We start from the raw sequence: 16,283 nt of genomic DNA, 5'->3' as shown, positions 1-16,283 counted from the left end.
TTTTTCAACTGACTGGCACCGCCGAATAATCGTTTCCCCATATATTGGCGACAAATCCTTTATTGAGTTTATCTGGAATGACGCTTAAATCAATTACCCTTGCCACAGCAATCCTTTTGGGAGCAGGCTTTACTTTTTTTGCCTGTGATAACGAGAACCCAACGCTGCCCACAACCTTCACTGCGGTTTTGAATGGAGCTAACGAAAAACCCAGCTCAACAACATCAACCGCTACAGGGTCCTTTAAAGGGATACTAGATGAAACCTCGCGTGTATTGAGTTACACCGTTTCGTACGAAGGTCTGACACCTACTATGGGTCACCTCCACCGGATCGACACAACCCGAACGGATGGCACGGGATCAGTTGATATTCCATTTCCAAGTCTCACCTCACCTATTGTAGCCAGTACGTCGGCCTTAACGCCACTCCAGATTTATCGGTTAAAACACGGGCAGTATTATGCGAATCTCCACACAAGCAAGTATCCAGCCGGAGAAATCCGTGGAGAGATTCGAACCAAATAAGTATTTATCCCTACAAATGCAGTAGGGAAAACCATTAGCTCTAATTACGCAAATTTTGCTATGACGTATAGAGAATCCGCCTATATTGCGGATTGAAAGTGCATTCACTCACCAATCGTAAACTAAACGACAGACCATTTTTCTGTTGACGATTAGACACTGACTCCTATGAAACTTGTAAACCTCACCCTCGTATTCGCATCCGTTCTTGCCTTTGGTCTCATTGCCTGTGGTAACGACGAAAACCCGACGATTACATCGACCAAAACAACGTTGACCGCTACGTTGAACGGAGCCGGAGAGAAACCAAACTCAACCAGCTCAGCCGCCACTGGTACGTTTACCGGGGTTGTCGATGAAACCACTCGCGTCCTGAGTTATACCGTGACCTATACGGGCCCATTCACGTCATCCTTAACGGCTGGACACCTGCACCGTATCACAAACACCACGGCATTGACCGGAGGGGTCGAAATTCCGTTCACAAGCCTGGTTTCGCCCATTACAGGAACCTTCCAACTGGCGAATCAAAACCGGGTTGACAGCCTGAAAAATGGGTTTTATTACGCAAACCTGCACACTTCCCAATATCCGGGTGGTGAGATTCGGGGAGACATCAAGAAGAAATAATCTATTAACTTATCTTTATGGGCGTTACAAAAAAGGCCAGTCTGCGTTTGCAGAACTGGCCTTTTCAATTACACGATCATCGCTCAGTATTACGCTACTGAGATCGTTTGTGCAGGTTGATTGGTTTCGGGGTTCTTGGGCAGAACCACCTTCAGAACGCCATCCGTATACGTGGCAGAAATGCTCTCTGTAAGCACTTTGTTGTTCAGTTGGAACGACCGCTCAAATGAACGATTACCGAATTCCTGATAGGTATACTTGCTTTGGGCATCTGCTGATTCCGATGGCTCTGTACCTTGATACGAAATCGTCAGTAAATCGTTTTTAACCGCCAGCTTGATATTCTCCTTCACGAGTGCAGGCGCAAACAGCGAAATGGTATAGTCGGTATCGGTTTCTTCAATGTTGACAGGCACTTGCTGGAACCAGCCTCCTTGACGCCCTCCCCAGAAACCACCGGCTTTACCGCGTCCCCAGGGGCCACCAAATCGTCCGCGTCCAAATCCGCCCCAATGACCGCAATTCCCTTTATGACCTGCTTCGAATCCTTGTTTGTTATACATGGTTGTGTGTGTTTATTTGTGTTTACTGATTTTATGATTGTTTTTATGGCTATGACTTAGCCAATTGGAATAACCCGGCTATACGTAGGGTAGGCTACGTTCGACCGATAAGCCGGATCGTCGATGGAAATAATGTGTGCTGACTGCCAGTTTCCCCGACCCAGCGGCCCATACTGCCGACCTATTAGACGAGGACCGACGAAGCGAGCCAGTAAAAAGAAACCAGCCCCTACCAGCAGGACTTTCAAAATGAGGGTCAGCAGAAACAGCGCCAACCCGACAGCCAGTGCTACACCGGCTATTCTCCAGATAATGTTCATGTTGTTTATGATTTAAATTTCAAAAGTCCGGGTTAGAAGAAGATCAGGAAATTACCAATCTTGACGCGTCGTTTCAGTGATCTGCTTCCAATTCAGGTGCTTTGAATAGGTTGACGGACATCCTCTGCTTTTACTTTAAGGAATGGAAAAAATTTTCCAAAAAAAGGTCAGACTATAACCAGTCTGACCACAAAAAAGCGCATATTCCACTGTCTTATAGACTCTTATGCAATATGTAACTCAGTGAAAATGCATTAGATTATTTTTTGTCATGCTGACGAAGGAAGCATCTTCGGAGACAGGATAGAAGCTCATCTCCGAAGATGCTTCCTTCGTCAACATGACAAAAATGCCTTTAAGAATAATATGACCTATTTATTCTTAGGTGCTTATAAAAAAGAAGACGTTTTTTTATTGAACCTGTTTAAACTTTTTAACTTTCGGTATAACTAGATCGATTTTTTGTCATTCCGACCGGGACGCGTAGTCGCAGGAGGAATCTCAAAGTCGCCCATTAATCAATCTTAAGATTCCTCCTGCGACTACGCGTCCCGGTCGGAATGACAAAAAAGAGTCTTACATTTTCCACAAAAAGGAAAGTTTAAACAGGTTCATTATCAACCCGGAAGCTCAATAAATTATTTCGATTGTACGCTCTCCAATACAAGAAACATATATCATGGGTTATTGAGCAATATCGATGCACTGGTATTTAGATATTGCAGTTGCCCGGTTGGCTCAAAGCTTATGCTCCGGGCGGTTGCGCTATTGGCCGTAACGGTTACGGTATGCCCATCTTTAATCACTACAGCATCACATACCGTAGGCACTCGGCCACAGGTCCAGGTACTGGCGGTATGCCAGCTCCCCGACGCGGCACTCTGACACCCACCCCGGCGGATAATAATATCATCGATTCGCAGTTGGTCGCGGGCACCTGAGCTGCCTACTCCCGTATAATAGTATTGCCATAGTAGCTGGATGTAAGGCTTATTAAGCAGAGTAGCCGGTAGTGAAACAGGACCTATTACCTGGCTATGGCCCGCTGTTGTGTTCCGAACATATTCCACTGGATTATTGGATGCATCCAAAAGATCTGTAAACGGCCCCGAGCTTCCGATTCGATACCGAAGTCGTATGTTGTATTGGCGAGGATTGGGCGTAACCGTTCCGCCGGTCCATTGTACAGACGCTTCTGTCAGGTCAGTTGTACGAAGTGCTAGCACAACCCCGCCCAAAGCCGTAGAGATATAACCAGCCGGAGAACTACCCGTATTGATAAAAGCCAGCCCATCCGTACCCAACCCATTGATTCGAGTAGCACTAGTCAGATTGTAGGCTCCTTTCACCGTATCGGCCACAGCATACGTGGCCGATAGTGGAGGATCAGCCTGATTCATGCTTACGAAGTACATATTCGGTGGGTAGGTTCCTGCAGGCGTTGTCGACAGTAAACTGTCAAACCGATATTCACAACTACTGAGGGTAAATGCTGCGGGCTTTCCATTTACCGTATTGTCGATGTCGAATAGGGCAGTCAGTGTCCGATTGACAGTAGGATTGAATGCGTAAGCGGTATCAGTTGAAATGGTTGCCCCATTTTCCTGCCAGGCAATGAAACGATACCCGAAAAGTGGTTTGGCAACCACCCGAACCGAATTCCCCTGAAAATAAACACCTGTCCAGGGATAAGGATTAGTGGATACGCCGGGAGTAGTCGAAAGAATGTCGATTGAATTTATTTTTATATATCCCTGGCTAGCATCCGATACGGCAAGTGTAACGTTCCGATTTGCACTCAATCCAAATCGACCACGTATATGATCACGTACAGAGGCCGGGCGCTGTTGCAGGAAGGTACGAACTGTGTTCAGATTGGTGAGCCATTTCGTAACGGAATTACCCGTCTTCCAGCGATTGAAATGCTCAGCCATGTAAGGTTGATAAGCCTGCTGAAAGGTATCGAGCAGGGCAACAGCACGGGATGGGCTAAACGTGGTATTAAGCAAATCGGCAAACCGATTGATAAAGTACGATTTGTAGCTACTAACTTCCAGTAATCGACGTAAAAAACGTGTATACTCCGTCACCGACGCATCATAACCCGCCGTTGACGTAGCCCGATCCAATGAGTTTGACGTATAGGAATTTCCGGCACCCAGCGTCCAGTCCATATCGTTCATCATCCAGCGGAAACGGCCATCATGACCTTTGGCGGCATTAGCGATATATTGACTAGTACGTTTACGCCAAAGCTGTTGATTGTTGTAGGGCCAGTCGAAATTTCCTGAATAAATTTCAGTGATCTGGTAATCCGAAAAACTCTCTACATCCATCATGGTAGCTACCTGGGCATAGTCGATGGTTGGCGTTCCCACGAAATAATCTTTCATGGCATAAAACTTCACCAGATCTCCATCGTCGGCCACGTAAGCTCCATAATCGAATTTGATGACATCGACACTATCGGGGTCAACATTATAATTCCGGTTCACATAGTATCTGTCATACCGCTCCATCAGGTTATGAACACCCCAGTATTCACCATTCATCAATACTATACTCGGACGATTCGACTGGGTCTCAAATGGCAGATGCTGCACCATCGTTTGCATCAGACCATCAATAAGCGTGGTAAAGTCCCAGTCGTTTCCACCGTTTCGGAGCAATAGCCGGTTATAATACTGGTTGATTGGACGATTAGGGAAAAACGCGTAGTTGAAATCATCATCGCCATACAATCGTACAGCTTTTCGAGGTACCGATCGTGAACAGCCACCGTTAATTGATATATCTACTCGTTGATTTAGAATCGAACTCCCATTAACGAAGAACTGAGCATTGGCCGATCGTTCCCAGGCATCTCCTTTTAACGTAAAATTTCCAGGCGAGCAGAAGATCGTTTCAGCAGTAGGATTTCCTGTTCGCCACCCATCGAATGTTGCACCGGCCGTATAGATCCCGGAATTGTAATCGAATAGCGATTTCTCATTTGTCGCGATTGACACAACGGGCAAGTTTCCAAACCGGGTAGTAGGGGCAATTATATAGGTTTCTGTGACAATATCACTCATCAACGCATTGGGCTTATAAGCCACTGCCCGTACTACTGTCCCCTTGAAGATCGGCGAGGTGGGTGCATAATAGGGTGATGAATTGAAAGTAGATGATTTGAGTGATACTTTGTTAGAATCAGCACTTCGATCAACTATTGATAAGGGAGCGGAATAGGAGAATGACTGATAACGCCCGGTTAGCATGAGCCCAAAACCTTGTCCGATTAGCTCGGGGTAATTATTCTTGTATTGAAAGGTAGTTGGACCGGGGCTTGTAGGGTCAGGCTCTGAACCATCCAATGTATAATAAATAGTGGCTGTGGTATCCGGTGCCGTAATTGTCAGACTAAATCCACTTGTGTAGAACCCGCCCACCTGTGAGAAAACCGGAGGATTTATGATAGTAGCATAACCCGTTTTGGCATTGTTGCTAGCCCCAGGGCTCGTATTGTTGACCGAGTTGGTTCGCTGAAAATAGAGCCAGTTTGCCGAACCATTGGGTTGGCGCCCCCAGGAAACATCCGTGCGTTGCGGGCCAAATGTTACCTGGTCAATTAGCGTAATTCCATCAGGCTGTACCAGGCTAAGCATCTCTCCGTCGGCCGAAAGCTTAAAGCCGACGTGTAATATACCCCGGATTGGCATATTACTGGCCCATAACACGATAAACCCATTGGCGGGAATTATGGTCTGTGATGAACCCGTTGGCAAGCGGTATTTTGTCAGCGTGGTATTATCAGATACGTAATACCCGGCAATATCAACGGGTGTAGCATTCGGATTGTAGATTTCAAACCAGTCTTCGTAAGCGCCCGAACCATCGGCAATTGTCCGGCCGTTCGAAGCCATCAGTTCATTAATATATAGTTGCTGTGCCTGGCTAGTCAGACATAGTAAAATTCCGATAGTTAATAATAGAGCATTTAATGTTATAATTTTCATGGCGTGTCATATTTGCATTATTTTATGAATGTTTAGAACAATTCAGCAAATCAATATTACAAAAACGACGCCAATTTAGTGACTTAATTTAGTAAGCAGTAACTCTTATAAATAATTAAGAAAATAAAGTCACTTTTAAGTATATAAATAAAAATTATATTTATATTAAATAACTATTTTTAAAATAGTCGTATATAACACCTCACTCCCCAATGCCAAATCTTCATAGGATGCATACTCAAGGGGGTTATGACTGATTCCATCTTTACAACGGACAAAAATCATTCCATAGTCACAAGCCTCCGACATCACCAGTGCATCGTGAAACGGACCACTCACTAGTTCCGGCGCATCCAGCCCCAATTCTTCGCAACTGGCCCGAATGGTATCCTTGATCCAATCGGCACAATAACTTGATTTAATATCGGTATCGACCGTTAGTTCGTAAGTAAGTCCATGCTGTTGAGTAATGTCTTTAATAGCTGCTTTTAATTGCTTTTCGCAGGTATTCCGGCGCTCCATATCAATGTCGCGGAATTCCATAGTCATGCTCACAGCTTCGGGAATAATATTGCGGGACGATGGAAAAACGTTTAACGTACCAACTGTACCGACTGTAGGCGCGGGTGTAAACTGAGCGGCTATTTCGTTAACAGCTACCGTTACTTTGGCAGCTCCTAATAAGGCATCTTTCCGCAACGGCATCGGAACCGAACCGGCATGACCCGCCATGCCTTTCAACGTCAGGCTCAGTAACAGCGGCCCGGCTATTCCACTCACAATACCAATGGGTTTATTGGTTTTGTCTAAAACGGGGCCTTGCTCAATGTGTAGCTCAATAAAACACCGGATGCTGCCCGGTGCATACTCGTCGTCCTTAAACTTTGTAATGTCGCACCCGAAATCAATCAGCGCCTGTTCGCGGGTAACACCGTCTTTATCTTTACGCTGCAACTCGCCTTCTTCCAGCTTACCCAGAATCCCTCTTGATCCGAAAAGTCCTTTATTGAACCGCCAGCTCTCTTCATCGGCAAAGGCAATCACGTCGATGCTTGCTTCAGGAACGATGCCTTGTTCAGCAATCGTACAAACGGCTTCGATGGCGCACAAGACTCCTGCAATACCGTCGAAGCGCCCTCCATAGGGCTGCGTGTCGAGGTGAGAACCGGTCATTAAAATCGGCGCATCAGGATCTTTTCCCTGCAAGCGACCTATCAGGTTACCAAAGCTATCGATGCGTACCGTTAGGCCAGCCGATTCCATCCAGCCTTTAGCGTGCTCGAACATCTTTTTTTCCAAGGCAGAATGGGCTGGCCGACACATACCCGTTTCCCCTATTTTTCCAATCTCACTCGATACCTCAAAAAAATGCTGTAGCCGTGCAGGGTTGATATTCATAACTCAAGTCATTTATAGTCATTTAGTAGTCATTTGCGTCGCGTCATTGATGGTCATTAATAGTCATTCCCGTTAAATACCGTCAATAAATGACCATTGATGACGCGACGCAAATGACTACTAAATGACGCGAAATTATGACCCTCGGTAGGTCGAATAACCGAAAGGATTTAGTAGCAAGGGAACGTGATAATGCTCACCTGTTGTGATGGTGAAGGAAATGTCAACGAAGGGATAAAAGGAGGCAACGCTAAGGCTTTCAAAATAGGCTCCCGTTTCAAACCGTAGTTTATAAACACCAGAGGGCAACACGGTCTCTTTCGTGAGTAAATCACTAATACGACCGTCGGCATTGGTGATTCCCCGGCTTATTTCCAGCCATTCCCGGTGTTGCTGATACAGAACCACACTAACTCCTTCGGCAGGTTTTCCTCGGGTGGTATCCAGAATATGGGTGGTAATGGCACTCATACGACTAGTAGTTTTTCCAGGCGGATTTTCGTGATCTTATTCTGCTCCTGCATGGCTATCTGGATTTCTTCATCGGGCGAATTAGGTAACCGTGACTCCAGGATTTCCAGCATCTCCTCCGCCGATTTACCGGTGGCGCAGACGATAAAAATATAGCCAAATTTCTCTTCATACAATCGGTTTCCTTCGGCCAGTTGCTCCAGCACCTCCTGCGACGCGCCCGCTACACCCGACTGCTCCCCTGATGCCAACGTACGCGTATTGGCAAATTTCGCCCGCAACGAATTGATATCACCAATTTTTGGATGGTGCTCAAAGGCTTCTTTCCAATCTTTTTCGGAGCAGGCAAACCAGATAATTTCGGCTTGTTCGAACAATGCTTCGCGGCTCTCAACAGGAAATATATTCACCATTTCGTCCACCCAGACCGAAGAACCGCAACAGGTTGTCAGGATCACTTTTAACTCCGAAACGGGCAGTTCATTTAATTCGGGTAAGGTCATACGAAGATCTTGTAGCTGATAGAACGTAGATTGTTATGATCTGTGTGAATCATAAGGATCATAACAATCTGCGTTCTATGTCATATCACTGTCGGAAAACGATTAACATTTTTATAATAAATATACACCGCAGGCTCTTTACCCATGGCCGTAAACCACTGTTGGCAATAGGGAGCCATCCAGATGGAATCACCTTTTCTGATGGGATACCAATCCTGGTCAAGCATATATACCCCCTGTCCTTGCAGATAAATCAGCCCGTGTTCCATGATGTGCGTTTCTACAAAAGGCAGATGTCCACCGGGGTCATAGGTAAAAATATTGACCGCCATATCGAACGAAAGCGTGTCGGGTAGCAGGACTTGTAAGCGCAGGGACGGATCGCCCAGGTACGTAGGTCCTGCCACATCAGCCGCATCACCAAAAATAACCGGTGGTATCTCGTACCCTTCCAGCGTTTCATACACTTTATGAAAGGTCAGCAGTTGCGTGCCCGGCTCCGGCTGCTCGAACCGATACGACTTTCCAATGGGAATGTACACGAACTGGCCTGTTTTCAGGGGTTTTGTTTCTCCATCGGCCGATGCTATACAATGCCCCTGTATGACATAAAAAAACAGTTGCGACGCCTGTGTAACACCCGTTAGCTGGCCATTTTCGGCCAATGTAATGAGTGTCTGACACAAACGGGCACCCATCTGCTCGTTGATAATAACATTAACGGTACAATTGTCCCATCCCGGCACCCGGCTATTGATGTATCCATCGGGGCTTATTACAGCGTGATTGCGTTTAACAACTGACCGCGTTAGTGCTGATATTTCCATGCGTGTAAACTAGTAACTTTTTTCTTCAACCTCCCGAAATACCTTGCCAATGGGTCAAACTGTTCAGGAAATTTCTACCGTAACCAGGTGTTCTAAAAATCGGTCGGCCACTTGCAAGGTAGCGGCTATATCGGTTAATTCAACGTTTTCGAGCGGGTTATGACTAATACCTTCGAAACACCTGACGAAAAGCATCGCAATGGGCGATACCTGTGAAATCGGAACGCCATCATGCCCGGCCCCACTAACCAGTTGAATGACGTCATAACCGCTTTCCTTAATCGCTGCTGCCAACAGATTTGTCAACTGAGAATCACAGGCTACGGGTGCCGTTTCCTGAACCAGTTTCCAATCGATAGCGACTGATCGCATCTGTCCAATTTGCTGGCAACCCTCATGCAGAGTCTTATACGCGCTAGCCAGCGCTGCCTTATCGTTGCTTCGGATATCCAGACTACAAACTACTTCGCCGGGGATAACATTACTGGCCGCATTGGCAACGGTTAATTTACCGACTGTAGCCACCAGATTCGATTGATTGGCTGCTAATTGCTCAACACTCAGAACAAACTCAGCAGCCGCGCAAAGCGCATCCTGACGCATAGGCATCGGAACCGTACCGGCATGACCCGCCATTCCCTTGAACGTAACTTCAACCCGCTTTTGTCCGGCAATAGCTGTTACGACAGCTACTGGAATAGCTTTTTCATACAAAACCGGCCCTTGTTCAATATGAATTTCGAAATATCCCAGCCAATCCTTTGGCGCAATAGCATCCGCTGCCAGTTGGGTAGAATCTCCTCCTATCGTCTCAAGCACATCAGCCAACGATAGACCCGACGCATCTTTTTTAGTCAGTAATGTTTCATCAAACGATCCGGCGACAGCCTTACTCCCTAAGTAGGTCGTATGAAACCGTACACCTTCTTCATCGCTGAAAGCAATCAGTTCAAGATGAAACGGAAGCGGTCGCCCCGATTGAATAAGCTGCTCAATCAGATCTAGCCCCATGATCATACCCAGTGGACCATCGAACTTTCCAGCGTTGACAACCGTATCCATGTGCGACGCAATGACAAACGTTTTAGCCGCTTTGCTTGGACTCTCCCATCGTCCCCGAACGTTCCCAATGCTGTCAACACGAGTATCCAGACCAATCGCCTGCATCCAGTGCTGAATCAGTCGGCTCCCCTCCTGAAACGCACGGGTACCAAACGTACGGGTAATGCCAGTAGAGGTTTCGCTAATCGACGCCAGTTGTTCTATTTTATTCAATATGGCTTCGGCACGCTGTGTATAGTTATTCATACTCCATTAACCGGCCAGTTCCCCATTTTATTCATCACCGTGATAGATAGCTTTTTCGTGACGTTTTAACACATACCCTTTCCAGGTGATGATTTCCAGGCTATCGTTTTGCCAACTAAAATCCCCTTCCTCTCCCCGACGGTCCAACGTAATCGGCTTCTGCTAACCAGGCAGATATATTTCAGCTTTGGTCCGATCACCACTGAAAAGCATAAACGCTACGGCGGTTGAGTCTAAGCCGCTGCCGTCGATGGGGCTTAATTTTATCTGTTCAAAAATCCGGATACAATCGTCCTTTACCGGCGACCATACATACCCAGCCGAGCCAATACACCCATGGCTATCTTTATCACTCCCGACTGTTGGAGCTGTTTGTTGCCGAACGGAATCGGTAGTTGTCTGTTCATCATGATGGTCTGAAGTCGCGTTGTTGCATGATAGGGCCACTGATACTAAAGTCAATAGAAAAAGAGCTGTTGTTTTCATTAAGCAAATTGATAATGGTTCGGAGGATTTGACGAGCCAACTCGTTTACGGCCACTATCTGGCGAACTATTTATCAGCTTAACAACACGTCCCCTTTGTTCATCAACTGTAAATTTCCGCGATTAAATACTAGATTTCCAGATAGGTATGTTTGTTCAATAACCCCGTATAATTCTTCATGCAGATACGGGGTTATTTTATGTTTATGCAGAAGACTGGCTTCCGAAACGTTAAAAGCCTGATCAGGGCGCCAAACCACCAGATCAGCATCGTGCCCTTTCGCGATCTGCCCTTTTCGGCCAGCAAAGCCAGCCAGTTCAGCCGGTTTTTCACAAAGCCACCGGGCGATATCGATAACGGTACAATCGCGTTGTCGGGCAGCGGTCCACAACACGGGTAAAGCCAGTTGCAATGACGCAATGCCTCCCCATGCTTTCATAAAATTGCCGCTTTCAAGTAGTTTCAGATCTGGTGTAGCTGGCGAGTGGTCGGTGGCGACAAAATCAATTATTCCAGCTTTCAGGGCTTCCCACAGTCGATCATTGTTTGCCCGCTCCCGTATAGGTGGAGCACATTTAAACTGTGTCTGTCCGTCCGGTATCATTTCGGCATTAAAAAACAGGTAATGCTGCGCTGTTTCGACAGTGAGTGGTAATCCTTTTTGTTTTGCCTGAGCAATAGGTTCGATCGAGTTGGCAGACGATAAATGGACGATATGCGTTCGGCAGTTAAATTCTTCGCATAACCGAATCATCATGGCGATAGCTTTATCTTCCCATTCCTTTGGTCGCGAAGACAGGTAGTTTTGATATGATCGCACATCGCCCGTTGCCAGCGTTTCATCCGTAGATAATTCGCAGTGCATCAGCAACGGGAGGCCGTGCCGGGCAATGATGGGCATGGCTTTTCGCAGATCAGCCTCTGTCACATTCGGAAAATCGTCAATACCGGAATGCGTCAGAAAGGCTTTAAAACCCAGGATTCCTTTTTCTATAAGCGGTTCAACATCAGCAGTATTTCCGGGCACTAATCCGCCCCAGAATCCGCAGTTGGTGTGCAGTTTTCCAGACAACGCAGCTAATTTCTGTTCGAAAGCCTCAACCGATGTCGTCACCGGTGACGAATTAAGTGGCATATCGACCAGCGACGTTAGTCCCCCGGCAATAGCAGCCCGTGTGGCGGTATCGAATCCCTCCCAGTCCGTTCGACCCGGTTCATTGATGTGCACATGCGGATCGATAACACCAGGCATCAATACGCCATTCCCCACGTCCTGTACAGTTCCTGGAAAATCAGGAGGGAGTTCCGCTACGACTTCGGCAATCCGGCCATTTTCCACCAAAACCACTCCCTGCCGAACTCCTGTTGGGGTAATGATCTGTGCACTTTTTATTGCGTAATCGATCATCCTTCGTATTGCTATATCTGGTGTCGCCTGCCTTAGCTTGTTAAGCTATTCCTCCAACTATTTGCTTGGGAACGTTTGGTCAACGCATTCGTCAGACCAAACGTGTCGACTTATTGAGTGAGTGAGAAAGGCTAAAAATAGAAAAATAATGGCTATACTAGTGGTCAATACTTCTGAAATAAGCCGAAACGACCATGAATATCACCCTGAAAGAAAATGCGTACGGCAAAAATGCCGTTAACCTATCCAAGATTATTCGGCACCCTGACTACCATGAATTCCGGCAGATTTCTGTCAATATTTCGCTCAAAGGTGACTTTGACACAGCACACACGCTGGGCGACAACTCGAAAATACTCCCAACTGATACGCAGAAGAATACGGTGTATGCCCTTGCCAAAGAGCATTTTATTGATTCCATCGAAAATTTTGCCCGCTACTTAGCTAACTATTTTCTGACCAATAATCCGCAGGTATCACAGGCCAACGTTGCTATCACCGAATATCCGTGGACTCGAATGACATTCGATGGCGACACCCATCCGCATGCATATGTGGGTGGCAGCTCCGAAAAACATACCACTACCGTTGTTCAAACCCGAAACGAAATGGCTATTACATCGGGATTGACCGATCTATTGATCTTAAAGACCACTGATTCGGGCTTTGAAGGGTATATCAAAGATCAGTACACTACCTTGAAAGAAACCGCCGACCGTATTTTTGCCACGCAGTGTGAAGCAACCTGGACATATACCCACCCTGACCTCGATTTTACGGCACTCTTCGCCAAAGTCCGTGAAATCCTGTTGAAAACATTTGCCCATCACAAAAGTCTATCGGTTCAGCAAACCTTACTGGCCATGGGTGAAGCCGTGCTTACCGAAATTCCGGAAATCCGTGAGATTAGCCTTAAACTGCCCAATAAACATCACATTTTGTTTAATCTGGAGCAATTTGGCATGGAGAACAAGAACGAAATCTTCATCGCCACCGACGAACCCTACGGCTACATTACAGGGACAATTACAAGGGAGTGAGAGGTATGTGGTTTACGGTAAACTGGCGCAAGAGTGAGCTTACGCGTCTGCCTGCCAAATTAATACAACCTTTCGTACGTAATACGGATTGAACGTTCTGATTTTAATGCATCCTCATCCAGTATCCGCATCTTGTTGGTATCTGGTATAAACACGTAATCCTCCCAGAGCTTTAATGTTTTATCGCCGGATCGTACGACAACTGTACGTTCATCAATACCAACCGGTAATGTCACTTCATTGCCAAGCCTGAGACTCTTTGGAGAAACAAAGACCGTAACCAATCGTTTATTCGCCGTTTGATTGCCAAAACTACCCAATCGATAGCGATAACGTTCCTGCGTTAGCACTGCCGTTTGTTGAGAGGGTAACGAATCGCTTTTGACGATTGCTTCTGGCCGCTCAGTCGCGTAGGCCTGTTTCTGAATTAAAAGAAGGCAGAGAATGGGTAACAAACCGACTTTCATAACATGGTCAGGGAATACGATTTTAAAGCATTAACGAACGCATATAAATTTACATGCCTGTAAAATACAATATTCTTTTCATCCAGCCATGAGATCTCTCATACTATCTGCGTCTCGAAAATCAAGCCCCTAATTAGTTAGTTCCAACGAGGATTTGTCACCAGAATAATCAACATAAATAAGGCGTATACTAAGCATGGAACGGCCAGAATTGCCAGTAGTATTTTTGCCCAACCGGCATATTGGTGATTCTGTAACCAATAACTCCCGACCATAATGACTCCCAATCCAGCCAGTATAAATAGCCATAAGCCCATATTGAAGGATGAAACGGAACCATCGGCCAATCCAATAAAAAAGAAATAAAGAATAATCAATGAGGCAATGGCATCGATACCCCATAAAATCCAGAAGAAGATCATACGGTTTGTGTCTACAATCTGTGAGTTCCAGATTTACCGTAAAGTTGACCACATAGACAATACAGGGCCATCATGAATTGGTAGTTGGGTCATTTTAGTTGTTAACCCGTCGACTTTTCACCGTAATAAGTACCCTACACACAAAAAGCAGCCCTTTCAGACTGCTTTTTTTTCCTGCGAGTACGTTGATATGCTTATCGTCCGCCAAATAGACCACCCAGCATACCACCCAGACCGCCACCTTGTTGGGTAGCCACCCGCATCAAATCATTCATATCCAGTTTACCATCGGCCATAGCTGAGCTTGCCATACCCATCCAGTCAACGCCCTGCTGACCCGTAGCGGCTCCCAGAATCGAGTTTCCATCGACACTCGAATCATTTGGATCGGAAGCTTTATGCATGAGCTTACTCAACACAACCGGCACCAATGTAGCGGCCACCGACATGGCAACCTGGGGCGAAATACCCATTTTCTCCATCAGGCTCTGTTCTACATGCTGTTGTACTCCCTGCGTAACGGCGCTTTGCTGAACATTACCACCATTTACGACCATACCCAGTAAGTTACCGAGCCCACCGCCTTGTGCCTGCTGACCCAGACCGCTTAAAATGCTGCTGGCAACAGTCTGCATGACGTTATCGTTTTGGCTGTTAGGAATAGCTGGGTTGTTAATTACAGACTGACCAGCATTCTGCTGTACCAGATTCATCAGTGTTTCAAACATGATTTCTTGTTTTTGTGGTTAAGCGGGAAAAGGGTTCCTTGACACCGCGTTAAAAATAAACAGACATCAACGGTTACTTCAACCAGAATCGATTAATTTGTCGTGAATCTGTTTTCACGCTTATGACGAACGAAGAGTCTAAAAGTAGCAACCCAATTTCAGAAAAAAAGTTGTTTACCGAAAAAGCCAACCAGCTACTTCCTGATTTACTTTACCCAAGCGAATCTGACGAACCCATCGAAACAGTAACCTGCTACCTCAAACAGGACGCACCACTTACTGTTAGTCAGATCAAAGATTGGCAAATGCTCCCCCCTTCCGTTTATGTGGAAGAAATCCCGGAAGCCGACTTTTGGGACCCTGTGGTTACGGACCAGGATTGGTATGGCAACGAAGAAAAAGCACGTACCGCTAAATTCCAGGAATTAAAAAAACTGGTTGAGGAAGAACTAACGGTTCGGCAGGTATTCCGGGTAGGTGATTCGGAAATGGATGTTTATCTACTGGGCCTCCAGCCTGGCGATGAACGGGCGGGGCTGAAGACGAAAGTCGTGCAGACGTAGGTGTATTAAATAAAGGAGCGAGGAGTTAGGAGCGAGAATTTATACGGCGGCAATTTTTGCGTCAGCCATTCTTACTCCTATCTCCTCGCTCCTATCTACTTCTTCTGTTTACTTCACTTGTTCCACAACGGCGGCAAATGCTTCCGGGTGGTTCATGGCCAGGTCGGCCAGGACTTTGCGGTTGAGTTCGATGCCCGATTTGTTCAGTGCACCCATCAGAGCTGAATACGACATACCATTGATGCGAGCCCCAGCGTTGATCCGCTGAATCCAGAGAGCCCGGAAATCGCGTTTTTTAGCACGACGGTCGCGATAGGCGTATCCTAAACCTTTTTCGACAGCATTCTTAGCTACTGTCCAAACATTTTTGCGCCGACCAAAATAGCCTTTGGCCAGCTTCATTACTTTTTTCCGACGCGCCCGTGAGGCAACGTGATTGACGGAACGTGGCATTGTATTATTAGTTGTTTTTTGACGACAAGCGGACGAATAATGATTAATGGATAATGTATAAGAACTGAGAACAGTCAACATTATTCATTTTACATTAAACATTCTTCATTCACTTTGGGCTTGGCATCGGGTGAAACTTAAAACCAGGAACGGATTCGTTCCTTTCCGCAT

The 16,283-nt window shown here is 46.3% G+C and carries 18 protein-coding genes; 4 read left to right on the top strand and 14 right to left on the bottom strand.

The features are described 5' to 3' along the window. The first annotated feature begins 77 nt into the window (after positions 1-77). Both ACYVFD_RS25185 and ACYVFD_RS25180 read left to right on the top strand, forming a co-directional pair. Positions 78-527, top strand: coding sequence for a CHRD domain-containing protein (locus ACYVFD_RS25185; protein WP_461093271.1), 450 nt, complete (start codon positions 78-80; stop codon positions 525-527). A 168-nt stretch (positions 528-695) separates the two neighbouring features. Beyond that, positions 696-1,157: a CHRD domain-containing protein gene (locus ACYVFD_RS25180; protein WP_461093270.1), complete on the top strand. Its 462-nt coding sequence runs from the start codon at positions 696-698 to the stop codon at positions 1,155-1,157. Positions 1,158-1,246: 89 nt separating this feature from the next. Here the strand turns inward: ACYVFD_RS25180 and ACYVFD_RS25175 are convergent, their stop codons facing one another. The 10 genes from ACYVFD_RS25175 to allB form a co-directional block, all read right to left on the bottom strand. Beyond that, positions 1,247-1,720 (bottom strand): Hsp20/alpha crystallin family protein, encoded by a 474-nt coding sequence (locus ACYVFD_RS25175; RefSeq protein WP_461093269.1) that lies wholly within the window; start codon positions 1,718-1,720, stop codon positions 1,247-1,249. A 56-nt stretch (positions 1,721-1,776) separates the two neighbouring features. Then, positions 1,777-2,040: a hypothetical protein gene (locus tag ACYVFD_RS25170; RefSeq protein ID WP_461093268.1), complete on the bottom strand. Its 264-nt coding sequence runs from the start codon at positions 2,038-2,040 to the stop codon at positions 1,777-1,779. Between the two features lie 677 nt (positions 2,041-2,717). Next, entirely contained in the window at positions 2,718-6,038 is a 3,321-nt protein-coding gene (locus ACYVFD_RS25165) for a CotH kinase family protein (protein ID WP_461093267.1), read from the bottom strand. A 165-nt stretch (positions 6,039-6,203) separates the two neighbouring features. Further along, positions 6,204-7,436 (bottom strand): M20 family metallo-hydrolase, encoded by a 1,233-nt coding sequence (locus ACYVFD_RS25160; RefSeq protein WP_461093266.1) that lies wholly within the window; start codon positions 7,434-7,436, stop codon positions 6,204-6,206. A gap of 135 nt (positions 7,437-7,571) precedes the next feature. After that, on the bottom strand, positions 7,572-7,907 hold the full coding sequence (gene uraH / locus ACYVFD_RS25155) for a hydroxyisourate hydrolase (RefSeq protein ID WP_461093265.1): 336 nt from the start codon (positions 7,905-7,907) through the stop codon (positions 7,572-7,574). Then, on the bottom strand, positions 7,904-8,410 hold the full coding sequence (gene uraD, locus ACYVFD_RS25150; RefSeq protein ID WP_461093264.1) for a 2-oxo-4-hydroxy-4-carboxy-5-ureidoimidazoline decarboxylase: 507 nt from the start codon (positions 8,408-8,410) through the stop codon (positions 7,904-7,906). The genes uraH and uraD overlap by 4 nt, the downstream gene beginning before the upstream one ends. A gap of 80 nt (positions 8,411-8,490) precedes the next feature. Then, positions 8,491-9,237 (bottom strand): (S)-ureidoglycine aminohydrolase, encoded by a 747-nt coding sequence (allE, locus tag ACYVFD_RS25145; protein ID WP_461093263.1) that lies wholly within the window; start codon positions 9,235-9,237, stop codon positions 8,491-8,493. Positions 9,238-9,300: 63 nt separating this feature from the next. Then, positions 9,301-10,545, bottom strand: a complete 1,245-nt coding sequence (locus ACYVFD_RS25140; protein WP_461093262.1) for an allantoate amidohydrolase — start codon at positions 10,543-10,545, stop codon at positions 9,301-9,303. A gap of 162 nt (positions 10,546-10,707) precedes the next feature. Beyond that, positions 10,708-11,031: a hypothetical protein gene (locus tag ACYVFD_RS25135; RefSeq protein WP_461093261.1), complete on the bottom strand. Its 324-nt coding sequence runs from the start codon at positions 11,029-11,031 to the stop codon at positions 10,708-10,710. 73 nt (positions 11,032-11,104) lie between these two features. Next, on the bottom strand, positions 11,105-12,439 hold the full coding sequence (allB, locus tag ACYVFD_RS25130) for an allantoinase AllB (RefSeq protein ID WP_461093260.1): 1,335 nt from the start codon (positions 12,437-12,439) through the stop codon (positions 11,105-11,107). A gap of 194 nt (positions 12,440-12,633) precedes the next feature. Between allB and pucL the strand changes: the two genes are divergently transcribed. Further along, positions 12,634-13,479: a factor-independent urate hydroxylase gene (pucL, locus tag ACYVFD_RS25125; protein WP_461093259.1), complete on the top strand. Its 846-nt coding sequence runs from the start codon at positions 12,634-12,636 to the stop codon at positions 13,477-13,479. 59 nt (positions 13,480-13,538) lie between these two features. Here pucL and ACYVFD_RS25120 read toward each other — a convergent pair whose 3' ends face one another. The 3 genes from ACYVFD_RS25120 to ACYVFD_RS25110 form a co-directional block, all read right to left on the bottom strand. Further along, a complete protein-coding gene (locus ACYVFD_RS25120) occupies positions 13,539-13,946 on the bottom strand; it encodes a hypothetical protein (protein WP_461093258.1) in 408 nt (135 codons plus the stop codon). Between the two features lie 137 nt (positions 13,947-14,083). After that, on the bottom strand, positions 14,084-14,368 hold the full coding sequence (locus ACYVFD_RS25115) for an osmoprotectant transporter permease (protein WP_461093256.1): 285 nt from the start codon (positions 14,366-14,368) through the stop codon (positions 14,084-14,086). Between the two features lie 194 nt (positions 14,369-14,562). Then, positions 14,563-15,096, bottom strand: coding sequence for a hypothetical protein (locus tag ACYVFD_RS25110; protein WP_461093255.1), 534 nt, complete (start codon positions 15,094-15,096; stop codon positions 14,563-14,565). A gap of 122 nt (positions 15,097-15,218) precedes the next feature. On the opposite strand from ACYVFD_RS25110, the gene ACYVFD_RS25105 reads away from it, so the two are divergent. Then, positions 15,219-15,659, top strand: coding sequence for a nuclease A inhibitor family protein (locus ACYVFD_RS25105; protein WP_461093254.1), 441 nt, complete (start codon positions 15,219-15,221; stop codon positions 15,657-15,659). 108 nt (positions 15,660-15,767) lie between these two features. Here the strand turns inward: ACYVFD_RS25105 and rplT are convergent, their stop codons facing one another. Further along, positions 15,768-16,112 carry a 50S ribosomal protein L20 gene (gene rplT / locus ACYVFD_RS25100; protein WP_020598260.1) on the bottom strand — a complete coding sequence of 115 codons (345 nt, stop codon included), beginning with the start codon at positions 16,110-16,112 and terminating at the stop codon, positions 15,768-15,770. Between the last annotated feature and the right edge of the window lie 171 nt (positions 16,113-16,283).

The sequence above is a fragment of the Spirosoma gilvum genome (genome assembly GCF_054776815.1).
Note: the sequence above shows the minus strand (reverse complement) of the source record. Positions and strands in the feature narration are given on the sequence as shown.

Excerpts from the sequence above, each read along its gene's own strand:
- ACYVFD_RS25110 (WP_461093255.1), bottom strand. The coding sequence starts at position 15,096 with ATGTTTGAAACACTGATGAATCTGGTACAGCAGAATGCTGGTCAGTCT.
- ACYVFD_RS25175 (WP_461093269.1), bottom strand. The coding sequence starts at position 1,720 with ATGTATAACAAACAAGGATTCGAAGCAGGTCATAAAGGGAATTGCGGT.
- uraD (WP_461093264.1), bottom strand. The coding sequence starts at position 8,410 with ATGACCTTACCCGAATTAAATGAACTGCCCGTTTCGGAGTTAAAAGTG.
- ACYVFD_RS25180 (WP_461093270.1), top strand. The coding sequence starts at position 696 with ATGAAACTTGTAAACCTCACCCTCGTATTCGCATCCGTTCTTGCCTTT.
- allB (WP_461093260.1), bottom strand. The coding sequence starts at position 12,439 with ATGATCGATTACGCAATAAAAAGTGCACAGATCATTACCCCAACAGGA.
- pucL (WP_461093259.1), top strand. The coding sequence starts at position 12,634 with ATGAATATCACCCTGAAAGAAAATGCGTACGGCAAAAATGCCGTTAAC.
- ACYVFD_RS25120 (WP_461093258.1), bottom strand. The coding sequence starts at position 13,946 with ATGAAAGTCGGTTTGTTACCCATTCTCTGCCTTCTTTTAATTCAGAAA.
- ACYVFD_RS25135 (WP_461093261.1), bottom strand. The coding sequence starts at position 11,031 with ATGAAAACAACAGCTCTTTTTCTATTGACTTTAGTATCAGTGGCCCTA.
- ACYVFD_RS25170 (WP_461093268.1), bottom strand. The coding sequence starts at position 2,040 with ATGAACATTATCTGGAGAATAGCCGGTGTAGCACTGGCTGTCGGGTTG.
- ACYVFD_RS25160 (WP_461093266.1), bottom strand. The coding sequence starts at position 7,436 with ATGAATATCAACCCTGCACGGCTACAGCATTTTTTTGAGGTATCGAGT.
- ACYVFD_RS25115 (WP_461093256.1), bottom strand. The coding sequence starts at position 14,368 with ATGATCTTCTTCTGGATTTTATGGGGTATCGATGCCATTGCCTCATTG.
- ACYVFD_RS25105 (WP_461093254.1), top strand. The coding sequence starts at position 15,219 with ATGACGAACGAAGAGTCTAAAAGTAGCAACCCAATTTCAGAAAAAAAG.
- allE (WP_461093263.1), bottom strand. The coding sequence starts at position 9,237 with ATGGAAATATCAGCACTAACGCGGTCAGTTGTTAAACGCAATCACGCT.
- ACYVFD_RS25185 (WP_461093271.1), top strand. The coding sequence starts at position 78 with ATGACGCTTAAATCAATTACCCTTGCCACAGCAATCCTTTTGGGAGCA.
- ACYVFD_RS25140 (WP_461093262.1), bottom strand. The coding sequence starts at position 10,545 with ATGAATAACTATACACAGCGTGCCGAAGCCATATTGAATAAAATAGAA.
- ACYVFD_RS25165 (WP_461093267.1), bottom strand. The coding sequence starts at position 6,038 with ATGAAAATTATAACATTAAATGCTCTATTATTAACTATCGGAATTTTA.
- uraH (WP_461093265.1), bottom strand. The coding sequence starts at position 7,907 with ATGAGTGCCATTACCACCCATATTCTGGATACCACCCGAGGAAAACCT.
- rplT (WP_020598260.1), bottom strand. The coding sequence starts at position 16,112 with ATGCCACGTTCCGTCAATCACGTTGCCTCACGGGCGCGTCGGAAAAAA.